This is a genomic window from Kitasatospora cystarginea, from assembly GCF_039533515.1.
GTDB classification, from domain to species: Bacteria; Actinomycetota; Actinomycetes; order Streptomycetales; family Streptomycetaceae; genus Kitasatospora; species Kitasatospora cystarginea.
Genome location: NZ_BAAATR010000032.1, coordinates 1 through 17,097, shown reverse-complemented (window position 1 = coordinate 17,097; position 17,097 = coordinate 1). Strand labels below are relative to the sequence as shown.

Genomic DNA, 17,097 nt, shown 5'->3' with positions numbered 1-17,097 from the left:
ACGCGATCAGCTGCCGCCGGTGGTTCTCCCGGGCCGCCTCCCCTGGCGGCGCGCTCGGCGTCCCGCCCTGCGACCTCCGCACGGACGATCGGGATCACGCACCGGCCGAAGTCGATCGCGTCGTCGACCACGCACAGCCGCCTCCCGCCCCCGACGGGCCTCGTGCCCGTCTCCGGGCCCATCCCCTCTCCCCGGCGGGGTGCCGCAGGTGAAAGGATTGCCGCCGGCCCCCTGCAAGGATGCGGGGGACCTGGTGAGTCAGGAGGTGGGCAGTAATGGCCAAGCAGGCCCCGCAGAGCGACCCGGCACAGGACGCGCCCCGGGTGTCGCCACCCCACCGCGCCGCCGCCGGCCTGCCCGCCATCGCCCACACCCTCCGCATGGCCGGTGCCCAGATGAGCCCGGCCCGCACCCTCGCCACCCTCACCAAGGTGAACCAGCCGAAGGGCTTCGACTGCCCGGGCTGCGCCTGGCCCGAGCCTGGCAAGACCCACACCGCCGAGTTCTGTGAGAACGGCGCCAAGGCCGTGGCCGAGGAGGCCACCGAACGCCGGATCACCGCCGACTTCTTCGCCACCCACCCGGTCGCCGACCTGGCCACTCGCTCCGGCTACTGGCTCGGCCAGCAGGGTCGTCTGACCCAGCCGATGCTGCTGGACGAGGGCGCCACCCACTACGTCCCGGTGTCCTGGGACCGCGCCTTCGCCATCGTCGCCGAGGAGCTCGGGCAGCTCGACACCCCGGACGGCGCCGCCTTCTACACCTCCGGCCGGACCAGCAACGAGGCCGCCTTCGCGTACCAGCTGTTCGCCCGGCAGCTGGGCACCAACAACCTGCCCGACTGCTCCAACATGTGCCACGAGTCGTCCGGTTCGGCCCTCACCGAGACCCTCGGCGTGGGCAAGGGCAGCGTCCACCTCAAGGACCTCTACCAGGCCGACCTGATCATCGTGGCCGGCCAGAACCCGGGTACCAACCACCCCCGGATGCTCTCCGCCCTGGAGCGCGCCAAGCGCGCCGGCGCGAAGGTCGTCAGCGTCAACCCGCTCCCCGAGGCCGGCCTGGAGCGGTTCAAGAACCCGCAGAACGCCCGCGGCCTGATCGGCGGGGGCACCAAGCTGACCGACCTCTTCCTGCAGATCCGCCTCGGCGGCGACCTGGCGCTCTTCCGCGCCCTCAACCGGATCCTGCTCACCACCGAGGGCGCCGTCGACCACGGCTTCATCGCCGAACACACCCTGGGATTCGAGGAGTTCGCGGCCGAGGCGAAGACCACCGACCGCGCCGAGGTGGAGGCCGCCACCGGTCTGCCGTACGAGCAGATCGAGGAGCTGTCCCGGCTGGTCCTGGCCTCGGAGAAGATCATCGTCTGCTGGGCGATGGGCCTGACCCAGCACAAGCACGCGGTGCCGACCATCCGCGAGGTGGTCAACTTCCTGCTGCTGCGCGGCAACGTCGGCCGCCCGGGTGCCGGGGTCTGCCCGGTGCGCGGGCACAGCAACGTGCAGGGCGACCGCACCATGGGCATCTTCGAACGGCCCACCCAGGCCTTCCTGGACGCCCTCGGCAAGGAGTTCGACTTCGAGCCGCCGCGCCACCACGGCCTGGACTCGGTGGACACCATCAGGGCGATGCGCGACGGCCGGGTGAAGGTCTTCTTCGCGATGGGCGGCAACTTCGTCGCCGCCACGCCCGACACCGAGGTGACCGAGGCGGCGATGCGCCGCTGCCGGCTGACCGTGCACGTCTCCACCAAACTCAACCGCTCGCACGTGGTCACCGGCGCCCGCGCGCTGATCCTGCCCACCCTCGGCCGCACCGACAAGGACCGCACCGCCGGGGGCGACCAGTTCGTCAGCGTCGAGGACTCGATGGGCATGGTGCACTCCTCGCGCGGCGGGCTGCGCCCGCCGAGCCCCGAGCTGCTCTCCGAGGTGGCGATCGTCTGCCGGCTGGCCCGCGCCGCCCTCGGACCGCAGAACCCGGTCCCCTGGGAGGAGTTCGCCGCCGACTACGACACCGTCCGGGAGCGGATCGCCCGGGTCGTGCCGGGCTTCGAGGACTTCAACACCAGGGTGCGCCGCCCCGGCGGCTTCGCCCTCCCGCACGGCCCGCGGGACAGCCGCACCTTCCCGACCGCCACCGGCAAGGCCAACTTCACCGTCAACCCGATGACCGCCCCCGAGGTCCCGGCGGGCCGGCTGCTGCTGCAGACCCTGCGCTCGCACGACCAGTACAACACCACCGTCTACGGTCTGGATGACCGCTACCGGGGCATCACGGGCGGCCGCCGGGTGGTCCTGGTGAACCCCGCCGACGCCGCCGAGCTGGGGCTGACCGAGGGCGGCTACGTCGACCTGGTGAGCGAGTGGCAGGACGGCGTGGAGCGCCGGGCCCCGCACTTCAAGGTGGTGCACTACCCGGTGGCCCGGGGCGGAGCGGCGGCGTACTACCCGGAGACCAACGTGCTGGTCCCGCTGGACTCGACGGCGGACATCAGCAACACGCCCACCTCGAAGGCCGTGGTGATCCGCTTCGAGGCCGACACCGCCCCCGACGGGGCGGCGCTGCGCGTCTGACGGCCGGGCCCGGCCGGGGCCTCGCCGGCGGCGAGGTCCCGGCCGCCGTCCTCAGCTCCGGTTCGAGGGTGACGGGGAGGGCGAGGCGGACCCGGACGCCGAGGGCGAGGCGGACCCGGACGCCGTGGCCGACGGCGTACCCGAAGTACCGGCCGACGCCGTGGCCGACGGGCTGCCGGACGGCGTACCGCCGGGCTTCGGGGTGTCGCTCGGGGCCGGCTTCGGCAGCGTGGACGGCTTCGCGGGCTTGATCGGCGTGACCTGGTCCGCCGATGCCGCGACGTCCGGCACCTTCCAGGCCCCGCCCTGATCGTCCGCCGCCGCCCCCGGGTCGGGCCGGACCGCACCGAGGATCGGCATCATCGCGACCGGCGAGATCTTCACCACCGAACCGGTGTGCGGAGCCTGCACCACCAGACCGCCGCCGATGTACATCGCGACATGGGTCGCCTCGGCGTGGTAGATCACCAGGTCACCGGGGCGCAGCTGGTTCAGCGGCACATGCTGCAGCTCCGCCCACTGCTCCTGGCTGGTCCGCGGGATCGGACGGCCCGCGTGCAGCCACGCCTGCGAGGTCAGCCCGGAGCAGTCGAAGACCTCCGGCCCCTCCCCGCCCCACTTGTAGTCCTTGCCGAGCTGCGCCAGCGCGAACGCCACCGCCTTGCGCCCGGCGGCCGACGGGGTGCGCTCGCCCTTGCCGAGCACACCGGAGGCGAGGAGGGCCAGCTGCGCCTCGTCGGCCTGCTCCTTCTCCAGCTGCGCCAGCTCGTCGCGCTGCGCGCCGGTGAGCGAGCCGACCATGGCCTCGACGTCCTGCAGCCGCTTGGCCGCCTCGTTCTTGGCCTTCTCCTGCTGGGCGGCGAGCGCCTGCGCCTGCGCCTGGGCGGCCTGGGCCTGCTGCTGAAGCACGGTCAGCTCGGCCCGGTCGGCCTTCAGCTTGTCCAGGAACACCGCCTGCGAACGCCCGGCCGCCTGGAGCAGTTCGGCGATCACGACCGCCTCGTACGGGTCCTTGGCCAGCAGCAGGTCGGCGAACTGGGAGACGTTGCCGTTGCGGTACTGCGCGCCCGCCAGCTGGGCGGCGAGGTCGGTGCCGGCGTCCACGGCGGCCTGCTGCCTGGTCAGCCGGACACCCAGGTCCGCGACCGCGGCCTGCTGCTTCCTGAGCCGGTCGACGCCGGTGTTGTAGGTCTCGGTGGCGGCCTCGGCCTCGGTGTACAGCTGGTGCAGCCGCTGCAGCAGCGGCAGCAGGGTGGCCTTGGCGTTCGCCAGCGGATCGGCGCCGGGCGCGACGGTGGCCGTGGGCCCGGGATCCGGGGCCGCGTAGGCCGTCCCGGCCATCGGCAGTGCGAGCGCGGCCGCCACCAGGGCCGCCCCGCAGCGCAGCGCGGCGCGCACCCACGGATTGGTGCCGGTCGTCCCGCTGCCGGTTGCCTCGACCCGTTGCGCAGCACCCATCGGCCGGCCCTCCCCTGCCCGGCGGCGCCGGACCTCTGTTACCCACGAGTTACCGGCTGATCCTGCCATGCCCCGACCACGACAGACAGGGGCCGTGCGCACGGTGCTGATGAATTTTCAGATTCAGTGTGAGCCCCGTCTCACCGAGACACCGTCAAATCGTCTGATCATCGACAAATGCCCACGTCAACGGCCTATCCGTCACGCCGCGTCCGCCTTCACGCAACCCTCACGCCACTGTCGGAACCACGATTCCCGGCCCAGTTCACCTTCCGTTCACCAACCGTCCCTACGGTCGCCGGTGACAGCTCTGTCAGGTCGACTCCTACGACGATTGTTTGGGTATGGAACACATCACGTTCCTGGTGGCCGTTGTGATCATCACGGCGCTCGCCTTCGACTTCACCAACGGCTTCCACGACACTGCCAACGCGATGGCAACGTCCATCGCCACGGGAGCACTCAAGCCCAAGGTCGCCGTCGCCATCGCGGCCGTCCTCAACTTCGCGGGTGCGTTCCTCTCCGTGAAGGTCGCCACCACCATCTCCGGCGGCATCGTCAACGAGAAGGCGGGCCTCCAGCCGTCGATCATCTTCGCGGCGCTGGTGGGCGCAATCCTCTGGAACCTGCTGACCTGGCTGAAGGGCCTGCCCTCCAGCTCCTCCCACGCGCTGTACGGCGGTCTGATCGGTGCCACCGTGGTCGGCGCCGGCATCAACGGCGTGAACTTCGCGACCGTACTGTCCAAGATCGTCATTCCGGCCGTCGCCTCCCCGATCGTGGCCGGCCTGGCCGCCTGGGGCGCCACCAAGCTGGCGTACCTGCTGACCCGGGGCACCGACGAGAAGACCAGCGACAAGGGCTTCCGCAAGGGCCAGATGTTCTCGGCCTCGCTGATCTCCCTCGCCCACGGCACCAACGACGCCCAGAAGACCATGGGCATCATCACCCTGACCCTGGTCTCCGCCGGCGCCCTGCACAAGGGTGCGACGCCGCCTGTCTGGGTGATCGCCGGCGCCGGTGCGGCCATCGCGCTCGGTACCTACATGGGTGGCTGGCGGATCATCCGCAGCATGGGCTCGGGCCTGGCCGACATCCGTCCGCCGCAGGGCCTGTCCTCCGAGAGCGCCGCCGCCACGGTCATCCTGACCTCCTCCGCCATGGGCTACGGCCTGTCCACCACCCAGGTCTGCTCCGGCGGCATCATGGGCGCCGGTCTCGGCGGCCGTAACCCCCGGCTGAACTGGGCGATGGCCCGCCGCATGGTCTATACCTGGGGCCTGACCCTGCCCGCCGCCGCCGTCGTCTCCGGTCTCGCCGCCGTGGTCGTGGACCAGGGCACCTGGGGCATCGTCCTGATCGGCGCGGCCCTGGTGCTCGGCTCCGGCTCGATGTACCTCATCTCCCGCCGCCAGCCGGTGCACGCGGGCAACGTCAACGACGTGACCCCGGTCACCGCCACCGAGACCGTCGAGGTCACCCCCGCCGGCCCCGTCACCACCCCGACCGCCGCCTCGACCACCGTCGCGGCCTGAGACCGGAAGGCAGTCACTCATGAGCGTCAGCATCAAGTGGGCCGCCCTGGCCCAGACCGCGGGCGTCAGCTTCGCCGTCACCATCGCCGTGGTCGCGGTCTTCTCGGTCGGCGTCCTCGCCCTCTGCCGCCGCGAGGCGGCCCTGGAGACCGCCGGCACCGGCGGCGCCACCGCGGGCAAGGGCAGCCTGGCACTCGCGTCGGTCTGCTTCACCGCCTGCGCGGGCGCCGTCCTCTACGGCCTCAGCCTCATCGCCGGCTGAGCCGCGACAGCCGCGACAGCCGCGCCGAGGCGGACGGGACGGCAGCCACGCCGCACTGAGCCGGAAGCGCAAGCCGCACCTTCAGGGGCGCGGGGAACACGCGCGCACGACCATGCACCTCCGTCGAGGGCTGGCCGCGCGCGTTCCCCGCGCCCCTGAGTGCTGTCGGGCCGCCCTGGCGCCTACCTCCCACAGAAGGGGGGCCCACACGACCCCGAGCGCCGCACAGGACCGGTCCCCGGCGAGCCAGTCCCGCCGAAGCCCTCAGAGGGGCGCTCACGCAGCCCCCACGCCCGGGCGTGCACCGGCACTACCCGCCCCTGTCTCAGCGGCGAAGGCCCGCTCACACGCCCCCGAAGCCTGGCGACTTCTCCCGGGTATGGGGACGGCCCGGGGCACCGTCCGTGGCGCCCCGGGCCGTCCCAGCACCCGGCTCCGGTTCTCAGTCCTTGACGAGGTTCTCAGTCCTTGACGAGCTGCAGGTCCGCCCGGCGCACGGGTGCCTCCTCCTGACGGGTCCGCAGCGGCACCTCGCGGATCAGCAGCACCACCGAGAAGGCCACCAGCGCGAACGGCGCGGCCACCAGGAAGACCTCCGCCACCCCGTGCCCGAAGGCGTCGGTGACCAGCGGCACCACCGGCTTGGGCAGCTTGTGCAGATCGGGGATCTCCCCGCCGCCGGCCGCGGCCGCGGGGTTGATGTGCGCGGCGATCAGATTCTCGGTCAGGTGGTGGGTGACCCGGTTGGAGAGCAGGGCGCCGAGCGCTGTGACACCCATCGCACCGCCCATGGTCCGGAAGAAGGTGACCGCCGAGCTGGCCGCGCCGAGCTCCTGGCGCGGGACGGTGTTCTGCACCGCCAGGACCAGGTTCTGCATGGTCAGACCGAGACCGATCCCGGTCAGCGCCATGAAGAGGGCGAGCATCGGGTAGGCGGTGTTGTCCCGGATGGTGCCCAGCAGCCCGAAGCCGGCCGCGAGCAGGAAGGTCCCGGAGACCAGGTACGCCTTCCACTTGCCGTACCTGGTGATCAGCCGCCCGGCCACGGTGGAGGAGACGGCCAAGCCGAGGATCATCGGCAGGGTCATGATCCCGGCCATGGTCGGCGACTTCTCCCGGGCCAGCTGGAAGTACTGGCTCAGGAAGGTGGTGGCGCCGTACATCCCGATTCCGACCAGGGCGCTGGCGATCGCGGCCAGCGAGACGGTCCGGTAGCGGAACAGACCGAGCGGGATGATCGGCTCGGCAGCCCGGCTCTCGACCAGGACGAAGAGCGCGGCCAGCGCCAGGCCGCCCGGCACCATGACGGCGGTCTGCCAGGAGATCCAGGCGTAGTTCTGGCCGGCCAGGCTGATCCAGATCATCAGCAGGCTGACGGCGCCGGCGATCAGCAGCGAGCCCAGGTAGTCGATCTTCACCTTGCGCTTGGCGACCGGCAGCTTCAGCGTCCGCCGCAGCACCAGGATGGCGATCAACGAGAACGGGATGCCGACGTAGAAGCACCAGCGCCAGCCGAGCCAGCTGGTGTCCACGATGACGCCGCCGATCAGCGGGCCACCGATGGTGGCCAGCGCGAAGACGGCGCCGAAGTAGCCGCTGTAGCGGCCGCGCTCACGCGGCGGGACCATCGCAGCCAGGCAGATCTGGCCGAGTGCCGTGACACCGCCCGCTCCGATGCCCTGCAGGACCCGGCAGGCGACGAGCTCGCCGGTGTTCTGGGACAGGCCGGCCAGGGCGGACGACACGATGTAGATCACCAGCGCGACCTGGACCAGCAGCTTCTTGCTGACCAGGTCGGAGAGCTTGCCCCAGATCGGGGTGGAGGCGGTGAGCGAGAGCAGCGCGGCGGTGATCACCCAGGTGTACGCCGTCTGGCCGCCGTGCAGGTCGTTGAGGATCCGGGGCAGGGCGTTCGACACCACGGTCGAGGAGAGGACCGCGACGAACAGACCGAGGAGCAGACCCGACAGGGCTTCCAGGACTTGGCGATGGTTCATGGATTCGGTCGGGGAAGCGCTCATCGGGATCCTCCACTGAGATTCGTTGCCTTAGGCAACCATAATTCGAGATGGTTGAATTTGGCAACCTTCTTTGGGGCAAAGCAAAGCCCGCCGGTCACGGCGGGCTGGATGCGAACGGAGCCGGAGCCTCAGGCTTCGAGCGACTCGGCGGTCAGGGCGTTGAAGCGCTGCAACAGCTCGCCGAACTGCCGCACGTCGACCGTCTCCCAGGTCCCCAGCATCGCCCGGAACTCGGCCATCCGCCGCCCCTTGGCCCGCAAGAAGCGCTCGGAACCGTCCTCGGTGAGCGAGACCAGCGAGGAGCGCCGGTCCAGCGGATCGACCTCGCGCGCGACCAGACCAAGCGCCTCGAGCACCTTGACCTGACGACTGATGGTGGCCTTGCCCACCCCGAAGTGCACGCCGATGTCGGTCATCCGCACCCGCCCGGCAGCCTCGATGAAGGCCATCATGCTGTAGGCGACGCCCTCCAGCTGCGGATGCACCAGCCGGGACATGTCCGCCGCGCGAGCCCGGCCGCGCCGGAACAGCAGCGCGACCTCGCGCTCGACCGCCTGGAACGCCTCTTCGGCAGCCGCCTCGTCACTCATGGCGACAAGTATCCCGCAGACCGCGCGAGATCCCCCCAGCCCGAGAACTGCTTCACGACATGAAGTATCATCCTCATGAAGTATCCGTTTTGACCGCGTTCTCGATCAGTAAGGGGAGAGAGTCGATGGCCGGCCCGGACCAAGGGTTCCTCGCAGAACTGAAGGACGCGGTGAAGCCCCGCGCCGCGCTCATGGTGATCGCCGTACTGCTGCTCCAGCTCGGCTTCATCACCTCGTACGTCGGTGCCCTGCACCACCCGACCCCGCACCAGCTGTCGATCTCCGTCGTCGCGCCGCCGCAGGTCAGCCCGAAGCTGGTCGCGGGCCTCGAGTCGGTACCGAACGACGCGGTCAAGGCGGGCGCGGTGGAGAGTCCGCAGGCGGCGACCGACCTGCTCAAGGACCAGAAGATCTACGCGGCCCTGGTGTTCAACCCGAAGGGCACCGAGGACACCCTGCTGGTCGCCAGTGCCCGCAGCGCGTCCGTCGCCACCGCTGCCGAGCAGATCGTCACCGGCCTGGAGAAGACCCAGAACCGCACCGTGAAGATCCAGGACGTGGCCCCGCTGGCGGCGGGCGACGGCCGGGGGCTCTCCTCCTTCTACCTGGTCGTCGGCTGGTGCGTCGGCGGCTACCTGGTCGCCTCGATCCTCGGCATCAGCGCGGGCGCCCGGCCCGCCAACCGCCACCGGGCGCTGATCCGCCTCGGCGCCCTCGCGCTCTACTCGGTCGCGGCCGGGATCGGCGGCACGATCCTCGTCGGCTCGGTCCTGGGCGCCCTGCCGGGCTCCAGCGCGGAGCTGATCGGCCTCGGCAGCCTGGTGGTCTTCGCGACCGGGGCGATCACCATGGCCCTGCAGTCGCTGTTCGACGTCATCGGCATCGGCCTGGCGGTACTGATCTTCGTGGTGCTCGGCAACCCGAGTGCGGGCGGCGTCTACGCTCCGCCACTGCTGCCCCCGTTCTGGCGGGCCATCGGCTCCTGGATCCCCAACGGTGCGGGCACGGACGCGACCCGTTCGATCGCCTACTTCGACAGCACCAACATCGCCGCTCCGCTGCTGGTGCTCGGCGCCTGGGCCGTGCTCGGCATCGCCGTCACGATGCTCGCGGTGCTCCGCGGTCCCCGTGGCGGCCGCGAACTGGCCAACTGACGGACCGTAGGTCCAACAGGTCTGAGGCCCCCTGCCCCTGCACACCGCGCCGGGGCAGGGGGCCTCAGACGCGTTCGTGCTTCTGCTGCGGCCTGCGCCGTTCCCCGGCGGCCGGCGGCGACTCGGGCAGGAACACCCAGCGCTTCATCGCCCAGTACCTGAAGGCCATCGCCAGCAGCGTGCCGAGGATCATTCCACTGACGAAGTCGGCCACCTCCTGGGTGAAGGCGCTGACGTCCGGTTCGCGCAGGTCCAGCACATAGCGGGAGACGGCCAGCGGGGCGTCGTTCACCAGGATCGCCACCCCGCTGACCACGAAGAAGAGCAGGGCCTCGCGCTGCCGGCCGTTGGTCCGGAAGGACCACTGCCGGTTGAGGACGTAGGAGACGACGGTCGCGATCACGGTCGCGACGGTGAGCGCGGCCACCGGCTTGGCATGCAGCACCGTGAGCTTCAGCGCGAAGTTGACGGCCATGGTGAGCAGGAAGCAGGTGCCGCCCACCACCAGGAACTTCACCAGCTTGCGGTGCCGTACCAGGAAGGGGCGCAGCCGGGCCGGAACCAGGGCCAGGGCCCGCTGAGTAGGTGACGGCATTTCGGCAGTGTCGCACGCTGGGGTTTCGTGCCGGTACCCCGCAGACCCGCCCGGGGCATTACCGCCTGGTTGCCCTTGCGCCCGCCGGACGGGCCCGCTATCCGGCGGCCCGCCGCGTTCCGCAGCACCCCGGTCTCCTGGTCCGTCCCGGCGCAGTAATTAGGGGTACGGGGTCGACTCACCCTGCGGGCGCCCGGAGCTGGCAGGCGGTCAGCATGCTTCGCCGTCAGGGGCGCGGGGAACCGCGCGACCGGCCCACCATGAAGGTGTGCGGCCGACCGAACAGGTCCCCGCGTCCCTGACGGACCCCCTCACGCCGCGGCGACCAGGACCTCCGCCGGCTCCAGGGCCAGCTTGAGCACCTCGCGGACGTCGCCCACCGGGTGGACGGTGAGGCGGTCCAGTACCTCGGCCGGGACGTCGTCCAGGTCGGGCTCGTTGCGCCTGGGGATGATCACCGTGGTGATCCCGGCCCGGTCGGCGGCGAGCAGCTTCTGCTTCACCCCGCCGATCGGCAGCACACGGCCGGTCAGCGAGACCTCGCCCGTCATCGCGACGTCCGTCCGGACCTTGCGGCCGGAGAGCAGCGAGGCCAGTGCGGTGGTCATGGTGATCCCCGCACTGGGCCCGTCCTTGGGGATGGCTCCGGCCGGGATGTGCAGGTGGACGCCCCGGTCGCGCAGGTCGGTGACCGGCAGCTCCAGCTCGGCGCCGCGCGAGCGCAGGAAGGAGAGCGCGATGTGCGCGGACTCCTTCATCACGTCGCCCAGCTGACCGGTCAGGGTGAGGCCGGTGCCGCCCGTCTCGGCGTCGGCCAGTGACGCCTCGATGTAGAGGACGTCGCCTCCGGCGCCCGTCACCGCGAGGCCGGTGGCCACGCCGGGGACGGCGGTGCGCCGCTCGGTGGGCTCCTGGGCGGACTCGGGGATGTGGTGCGGCCGCCCGATCAGCGCCCGCAGGTCGTCGGCACCGATGGCGGCGGGCAGCTCGCGCTCGCCCAACTCGCTCTGCGCGGCGACCTTCCGCAGGATGCGGGCGATCGAGCGCTCCAAGTTCCTTACGCCGGCCTCCCGGGTGTACTCGCCGGCCAGCCGGCGCAGGGCGGCCTCGTCCACCGAGACCTCCTCACCGGTCAGCCCGGCCTTCTCCAGCTGCCGGGGCAGCAGGTGGTCGCGGGCGATGACGACCTTCTCGTCCTCGGTGTAGCCGTCCAGGCGGACCAGCTCCATCCGGTCCAGTAGCGGCTCGGGGATGGCCTCCAGCACATTGGCGGTGGCCAGGAAGACCACGTCGGAGAGGTCCAGCTCGACCTCCAGGTAGTGGTCGCGGAAGGTGTGGTTCTGAGCCGGGTCGAGGACTTCGAGCAGCGCGGCCGCCGGGTCGCCCCGGTAGTCCGAGCCGACCTTGTCGATCTCGTCCAGCAGGACCACCGGGTTCATCGCCCCGGCCTCCTTGATGGCGCGCACGATACGGCCGGGGAGTGCGCCGACGTAGGTGCGCCGGTGGCCACGGATCTCCGCCTCGTCCCGGACGCCGCCGAGTGCCACCCGGACGAACTTCCGACCCATCGCACGGGCGACCGACTCACCGAGCGAGGTCTTTCCCACCCCGGGCGGGCCGACCAGGGCCAGCACCGCACCCCCACGGCGGCCGCCGACCAGGCCGAGCCCGTGGTCGGCCCGGCGCTTGCGCACGGCCAGGTACTCGACGATCCGGTCCTTCACGTCGGCCAGGCCCGCGTGGTCGGCGTCCAGCACCGCACGGGCACCGGCGATGTCGTAGGAGTCCTCGCTGCGCTCGTTCCAGGGGAGTTCGAGGACGGTGTCCAGCCAGGTGCGGATCCAGGAGCCCTCGGGTGACTGGTCGCTGGCGCGCTCCAGCTTGTCCACCTCCTTGAGGGCGGCCTCTCGGACCTTCTCGGGAAGGTCGGCGGCCTCCACCCGGGCCCGGTAGTCGCCCTCCTCGTCGACCGCCTCGCCGTTCAGCTCGGCCAGCTCCTTGCGGACCGCCTCCAGCTGCCGACGGAGCAGGAACTCCTTCTGTTGCTTGGCCACGCCCTCCTCGACGTCCTTGCGGATGGTGTCGTTGACCTCCTCCTCGGCGAGGTGGTCGCGCAGCAGCGTCAGCGCGTACTCCAGCCGGGCCAGCTGGTCCGCCTCCAGCAGCACCTTGAGCTTCTGCTCGGCGGTGGCGAAGGGCGCGTACCCGATGTTGTCGGCGAGCTCGCCCACGTCCTCCGTCTGGGCCACCCGGTCGACGATCTGCCAGGCCCCTCGCTTGCGCAGCCACTTCGTGGAGAGCGACTTGTACTCCTTGACCAGCTCGGCGGCCCGGCCGGCCACCGGCAGCCCCGGGTCGGACTCGCGGAACGGGCTGGTCTCCACCCAGAGCGCGGCACCCGGCCCAGTCGTACCGGCACCGATCCGTACCCGGCGGACGGCGCGGACCAGGGCTGCCGGGTCGCCGTCGGCGAGCCGGCCGACCTGCTCGACGGTGGCCAGGGTGCCGACCGCCGCGTACGAGCCGTCCAGCCTGGGCACCAGCAGGACCTGCGGCTTCACACCGCCCGCCGCACCCGCCCTGGCCGCCTCCACGGCGGCGCGCACCTCGGTGGCGGACAGGTCCAGCGGGACCACCATGCCCGGCAGCACCACTTCGTCGTCGAGTGGCAGCACGGGCAGGGTGAGCGAAGCGGACGTCGATGCCATGATCTCTCCCCAGTCAGCGAACTTGAGTTGACCTGACTAAGGATTGGAGGCATCGGGATGTTCCCAGCGCCGCGTTCGCCCTGAGCGAACGACTCGACCGCGGGAAGCCCGAGCAGCGGGACGCACCGAGCCGCACCGCTCAGAACACGGAGGAAACGGCCACCCCGCGACGGCGCACGACCCCGCTCGCGGCTCGCCGCACCGCCACGGCGCCGCCCGACCGGGGCCTACGCTCGCGCCACCGCGGGTTGCTCGCACAACTCCTCGCGCCCCTGGAACGCTTCGCTGCGCGGCCCGCCGCGCCGCAGCCATCGCCAGAGCGAGATACCGACCAGCAGGGCCGCCGGATGGCCGACACCGGTGACCAGGTCCCGGTCGGCGAGGATGCCGTGCCCGATCACGGCGGCCGCCCCGGCCAGCGCCACGAGCCGCCAGGGCGCCCGGAGCAGTCCGGCGAGCGCGCCGAGACTGGCCAGCACGCCGTAGCTGACGCCGATGTCGAGACTGTCCAGGGCGTCGGAGCCGAGCCGGCCCGAGGCCACGGCGACCGCGACGACCAGTTGCGAAAGCAGGGTGGCCAGGATGTGCCCGGCGGCGAAGACGCCCACCGCCCGCCACCCGCCGACCCGCCGTTCCAGCGGCGCCACGGTGACGGCGAAGGCCCACAGGTACGGCATCCAGACCGGTCCGGCGACCCACAGTCCGCTGAGCAGTAGGGGCAGCACCGTCCGGTGCAGCAGGTTGTGCCCGTCAGTGCTGGAGAACGCCTGGAGCCGGTACACCAGGGCCGGATCGGCGACATGGGAGAAGAGGGCGATGCCGAGCAGCACCAGCAGATAGCCGAACGCGAAGGGATTGCGCCGGGGGGTGGGCACCAGCCGCCGCACCAGGGCCGGCAGGTCGCTCACCGCCGGCCGTCCGACCCACCGCTCACCTGCCACGCCAGCTCCCCGCCCACACCCGACAGCACGCCCGCGACCGCGCGCGGGCCAACGACCCACCGGCCCCCCAGGCCGCCTGCGGCACCGCCCAGCGGCTCCGCATCCCGCCTCCACTCCAGGTCGTGCGGGCCGAGTGGCATTGTCGTGCCCACGTTACGTCGAGCTCCTGAGAGCCTGCTGGGAGGGACCTGTGAAGATCACGCCACACCGGGCCGGACACCCTCCCCACCTTGGTCCGTACCAGCCCTTTGTTTACGGACAAGTAGTCACTTCGCAATGAAGTGTGCCATCCGTTCGAGGGCATACGCACCGTTACGGTCGATATTTTTGCCGGGTAAGGTATCGCCCCGTACCCAATCCCGGGCAGGTCTCCGGCCCCGGCCAACAGGCCGGTTGTATCCGGTTCACCTGCCGGGATGCTCGCAGTGTCCGTACGCTGCGATGAGAGCGGAGGGCTCGCAGACCCACACCTGCGGGCCTTTCCTTCCGGTGCCGACGGCGGACGGCATTTCGGGTGGACCGCGGGCCCGAACACGGCCCATGACGGAACAAGACGACTACGAGCGGAGCCCGCTGTCCCCACAGGCAGTCGGCCCGCAGCCCTGGGGGCGGTGGCGTGACCGTGACAGAAATTCAGCAGGAGAGCACCGGCACTGGCAGTCCGGTGACCACACAGCGACGGGTGCTCGTCGTCGAGGACGAGCCGACGATCGCCGAGTCGATCGCGGCCCGGCTCGGCGCCGAGGGCTTCAAGGTCGCCGTGGCCCACGACGGCCCCGGCGCGGTGGACGGCTTCCACACCTGGCAGCCGGACCTGGTGGTCCTCGACGTGATGCTGCCCGGCTTCGACGGCCTTGAGGTGTGCCGCCGGATCCAGGCCCAGCGCCCGGTGCCGGTCCTGATGCTGACCGCACGGGATGACGAGACGGACCTGCTGGTCGGCCTCGGCGTCGGCGCGGACGACTACATGACCAAGCCGTTCTCGATGCGGGAACTGGCGGCCCGGGTCAACGTGCTGCTGCGCCGCGTGGAGCGGGCCCAGCAGGCGGCCAGGACGCCCGCGCTCGGCTCCCTGCGCTTCGGCGAGCTGGAGATCGACCACGTCCAGCGCCGGGTGCGACTGGGCAGCGGCGACGTCCACCTGACGCCGACCGAGTTCGACCTGCTCGCCTGCCTGGCCGCCCAGCCGCGCGCCGTGCTCACCCGCGAGCAGCTGCTGGCCGAGGTCTGGGACTGGACCGACGCCTCCGGCACCCGCACCGTCGACAGCCATGTCAAGGCACTGCGCCGCAAGATCGGCGCCAGCTGGATCCGCACGGTGCACGGGGTCGGGTACGCCCTGGAGGCACCGCTCTCCTAGCCGAACCGGCGCTTGGGCCACCGGGGGGCCCAGGTCCGGCAGGTCGGGGGACGACGCAGGGACGACATGACCTTTCCACAGCAACGCAACGGGGCGACCCAGGCGCGGCACCACGAGGCGGACACCGCCGCACAGCCGCGCCGTGGTCTGGTGGCGCGCGCCGCCAGCCGCATCTGGACGGACATCCGCCCGCTCGACCCGGTCCGCTCCATCAAGGGCAAGCTGGCCCTGCTGGTGAGCGTGTCGGTCTTCCTGGCCACCGGTATGGCGGTGGTCGCGATCCGGTCGGAGACCCAGATCCGGATCATCATGATCTTCTCGATGATCGCCTCGCTGCTCTTCATGCAGTTCCTGGCGCACGGGCTGACCGCGCCGCTGCGCGCCATGACCGCCGCCGCCCGGGCCATGGCGAGCGGCGACTACAGCGCCCGGGTGGAGGTCTCCTCCCGGGACGAGGTCGGTGAGCTGGCCGCCACCTTCAACCGGATGGCCGCCGACCTGGAGGCCGCCGACCGGCACCGCCGCGAGCTGGTCGCCAACGTCTCGCACGAGCTGCGCACACCGATCGCCGCGCTGCGCGCCGTGCTGGAGAACGTGGTGGACGGCGTCGTCCAGCCCAATCCGAAGACCCTGGGCGCCGCCCTGGAGCAGACCGAACGCCTCGGTCGACTGGTCACCCACCTGCTGGACCTCTCCAAGCTGGACGACGGCGTGGTGCCGCTGGACGCCCGCCCCTTCGAGGTGCGGCCCTTCCTGGACGGCGTGCTGCGCGGCGTCACCGTGGACGGGGCCACGGCCGGCGGCGCGTACGCCAGGCGCGACGACGTGACCCTGCGCCTGGACGTCAGCCCGGCCGACCTGACCGGTGTCGCCGACACCGAGCGGCTGCACCAGGTGGTCGCCAACCTGGTGGACAACGCCTGCAAGCACTCCCCCACCGGTGGCGCCGTGACGGTCCGGGCCAGGGCCGGGGAGCAGCCGGGCGCCCTGCTGCTGGAGGTCGAGGACCAGGGCCCGGGCATCCCGGTGCAGGACCGCAGCCATGTCTTCGAGCGGTTCGGCCGCAGCGGCACGGCAACCGCCCAGGGGCCGGGCAGCGACGGCGGAACCGGCCTGGGGCTGGCAATCGCCCGCTGGGCGGTGGACCTGCACGGTGGCCGGATCCAGGTGGCCGAGACGGCCGAGGGCTGCCGGATCGAGGTCGCCCTGCCCGGCACCGGAACGGCCGAGGAGCCGGACGAACCCGCTGTGAGCTGATCGCCGCGATCTGTCACAGAACTGGGACACTAGGCGTCCGGCCCTGCCCTGCCCCGCGTGTCATCGGGCAGCGACCTGCGGTATTGTCCGATTTTGTGGGGGTTTCAGCCCAGCGAGAGGACGTCCGCCTACCCGCTGGCCGAGAGTTCTAACGCAGGTTTTCAGCCAAATTGCAGGTTGGTACTGTGATCTGGACGACGCCTCCCGGCTGGGGACTGCGCGATCACTGTTCGGAGGCGTAGCCTTAATCCCCGCTGTCCACCATCCCAAAAGGAAGCGGAAGAGGGCGGTTGCCCCGTGTCGCCACACCCTGAAACCCCTGTCAGCTCGGCAAGCTCCACTGGCTTCGGCCCCAACGAGTGGCTCGTCGACGAGATCTACCAGCAGTACCTCCAGGATCCCAACTCGGTCGACCGAGCCTGGTGGGACTTTTTCGCCGACTACAAGCCCGGTACCGAGGTGACTCCAGTGACCCAGGCCGCAACCCCGGCCGGCCCCGCGCCGACCACCGTTGCTGCTCCCGCCGCCCCCGCTGCCGCTGCCGTGGCGCCCGCCCCCGCTGCACCGGCCGCGCCGGTGCAGCCGGCGCCCGCGCCGCTCGCCGCAGCCCCCGCCGCGCCGCCCGCGCCCAAGGCCG

Annotated in this window: 13 protein-coding genes; 7 read left to right on the top strand and 6 right to left on the bottom strand. The window is 71.5% G+C overall.

Annotation, left to right across the window (positions count from 1 at the left end):
* Positions 1-275 precede the first annotated feature (275 nt).
* Positions 276-2,579: an FdhF/YdeP family oxidoreductase gene (locus ABD369_RS28540; protein WP_344639435.1), complete on the top strand. Its 2,304-nt coding sequence runs from the start codon at positions 276-278 to the stop codon at positions 2,577-2,579.
* Between the two features lie 51 nt (positions 2,580-2,630).
* Here ABD369_RS28540 and ABD369_RS28535 read toward each other — a convergent pair whose 3' ends face one another.
* A complete protein-coding gene (locus tag ABD369_RS28535; protein ID WP_344639434.1) occupies positions 2,631-4,037 on the bottom strand; it encodes a C40 family peptidase in 1,407 nt (468 codons plus the stop codon).
* A gap of 344 nt (positions 4,038-4,381) precedes the next feature.
* Between ABD369_RS28535 and ABD369_RS28530 the strand changes: the two genes are divergently transcribed.
* Both ABD369_RS28530 and ABD369_RS28525 read left to right on the top strand, forming a co-directional pair.
* On the top strand, positions 4,382-5,572 hold the full coding sequence (locus ABD369_RS28530; protein ID WP_344639433.1) for an inorganic phosphate transporter: 1,191 nt from the start codon (positions 4,382-4,384) through the stop codon (positions 5,570-5,572).
* 19 nt (positions 5,573-5,591) lie between these two features.
* Positions 5,592-5,834 (top strand): hypothetical protein, encoded by a 243-nt coding sequence (locus ABD369_RS28525; RefSeq protein WP_344639432.1) that lies wholly within the window; start codon positions 5,592-5,594, stop codon positions 5,832-5,834.
* Positions 5,835-6,295: 461 nt separating this feature from the next.
* Here the strand turns inward: ABD369_RS28525 and ABD369_RS28520 are convergent, their stop codons facing one another.
* Both ABD369_RS28520 and ABD369_RS28515 read right to left on the bottom strand, forming a co-directional pair.
* Complete coding sequence (locus ABD369_RS28520) at positions 6,296-7,855, bottom strand: MDR family MFS transporter (RefSeq protein WP_344639431.1); 1,560 nt, start codon at positions 7,853-7,855, stop codon at positions 6,296-6,298.
* A gap of 128 nt (positions 7,856-7,983) precedes the next feature.
* Positions 7,984-8,445, bottom strand: coding sequence for a MarR family winged helix-turn-helix transcriptional regulator (locus ABD369_RS28515; protein WP_344639430.1), 462 nt, complete (start codon positions 8,443-8,445; stop codon positions 7,984-7,986).
* A 125-nt stretch (positions 8,446-8,570) separates the two neighbouring features.
* On the opposite strand from ABD369_RS28515, the gene ABD369_RS28510 reads away from it, so the two are divergent.
* A complete protein-coding gene (locus ABD369_RS28510; protein WP_344639429.1) occupies positions 8,571-9,599 on the top strand; it encodes an ABC transporter permease in 1,029 nt (342 codons plus the stop codon).
* Between the two features lie 64 nt (positions 9,600-9,663).
* On the opposite strand, the gene ABD369_RS28505 is transcribed toward ABD369_RS28510, so the two are convergent.
* From ABD369_RS28505 to ABD369_RS28495, 3 genes are all read right to left on the bottom strand, one after another.
* Positions 9,664-10,194 (bottom strand): GtrA family protein, encoded by a 531-nt coding sequence (locus ABD369_RS28505; protein WP_344639428.1) that lies wholly within the window; start codon positions 10,192-10,194, stop codon positions 9,664-9,666.
* 311 nt (positions 10,195-10,505) lie between these two features.
* Positions 10,506-12,902: an endopeptidase La gene (lon, locus tag ABD369_RS28500; RefSeq protein WP_344639427.1), complete on the bottom strand. Its 2,397-nt coding sequence runs from the start codon at positions 12,900-12,902 to the stop codon at positions 10,506-10,508.
* Positions 12,903-13,129: 227 nt separating this feature from the next.
* Positions 13,130-13,843 carry a rhomboid-like protein gene (locus tag ABD369_RS28495; protein ID WP_344639426.1) on the bottom strand — a complete coding sequence of 238 codons (714 nt, stop codon included), beginning with the start codon at positions 13,841-13,843 and terminating at the stop codon, positions 13,130-13,132.
* A gap of 622 nt (positions 13,844-14,465) precedes the next feature.
* On the opposite strand from ABD369_RS28495, the gene ABD369_RS28490 reads away from it, so the two are divergent.
* The 3 genes from ABD369_RS28490 to ABD369_RS28480 all read left to right on the top strand — a co-directional run.
* A complete protein-coding gene (locus ABD369_RS28490) occupies positions 14,466-15,203 on the top strand; it encodes a response regulator transcription factor (RefSeq protein WP_280695361.1) in 738 nt (245 codons plus the stop codon).
* A gap of 66 nt (positions 15,204-15,269) precedes the next feature.
* Positions 15,270-16,460 (top strand): sensor histidine kinase, encoded by a 1,191-nt coding sequence (locus ABD369_RS28485; protein ID WP_344639425.1) that lies wholly within the window; start codon positions 15,270-15,272, stop codon positions 16,458-16,460.
* Positions 16,461-16,757: 297 nt separating this feature from the next.
* On the top strand, positions 16,758-17,097 hold a 340-nt coding region (locus ABD369_RS28480), incomplete at its 3' end, for a 2-oxoglutarate dehydrogenase E1 subunit family protein (protein ID WP_344639424.1).

Bases quoted from the DNA above. Each gene is read 5' to 3' on its own strand.
- ABD369_RS28540 (WP_344639435.1), top strand. From the start codon at position 276: ATGGCCAAGCAGGCCCCGCAGAGCGACCCGGCACAGGACGCGCCCCGG.
- ABD369_RS28535 (WP_344639434.1), bottom strand. From the start codon at position 4,037: ATGGGTGCTGCGCAACGGGTCGAGGCAACCGGCAGCGGGACGACCGGC.
- ABD369_RS28530 (WP_344639433.1), top strand. From the start codon at position 4,382: ATGGAACACATCACGTTCCTGGTGGCCGTTGTGATCATCACGGCGCTC.
- ABD369_RS28525 (WP_344639432.1), top strand. From the start codon at position 5,592: ATGAGCGTCAGCATCAAGTGGGCCGCCCTGGCCCAGACCGCGGGCGTC.
- ABD369_RS28520 (WP_344639431.1), bottom strand. From the start codon at position 7,855: ATGAGCGCTTCCCCGACCGAATCCATGAACCATCGCCAAGTCCTGGAA.
- ABD369_RS28515 (WP_344639430.1), bottom strand. From the start codon at position 8,445: ATGAGTGACGAGGCGGCTGCCGAAGAGGCGTTCCAGGCGGTCGAGCGC.
- ABD369_RS28510 (WP_344639429.1), top strand. From the start codon at position 8,571: ATGGCCGGCCCGGACCAAGGGTTCCTCGCAGAACTGAAGGACGCGGTG.
- ABD369_RS28505 (WP_344639428.1), bottom strand. From the start codon at position 10,194: ATGCCGTCACCTACTCAGCGGGCCCTGGCCCTGGTTCCGGCCCGGCTG.
- lon (WP_344639427.1), bottom strand. From the start codon at position 12,902: ATGGCATCGACGTCCGCTTCGCTCACCCTGCCCGTGCTGCCACTCGAC.
- ABD369_RS28485 (WP_344639425.1), top strand. From the start codon at position 15,270: ATGACCTTTCCACAGCAACGCAACGGGGCGACCCAGGCGCGGCACCAC.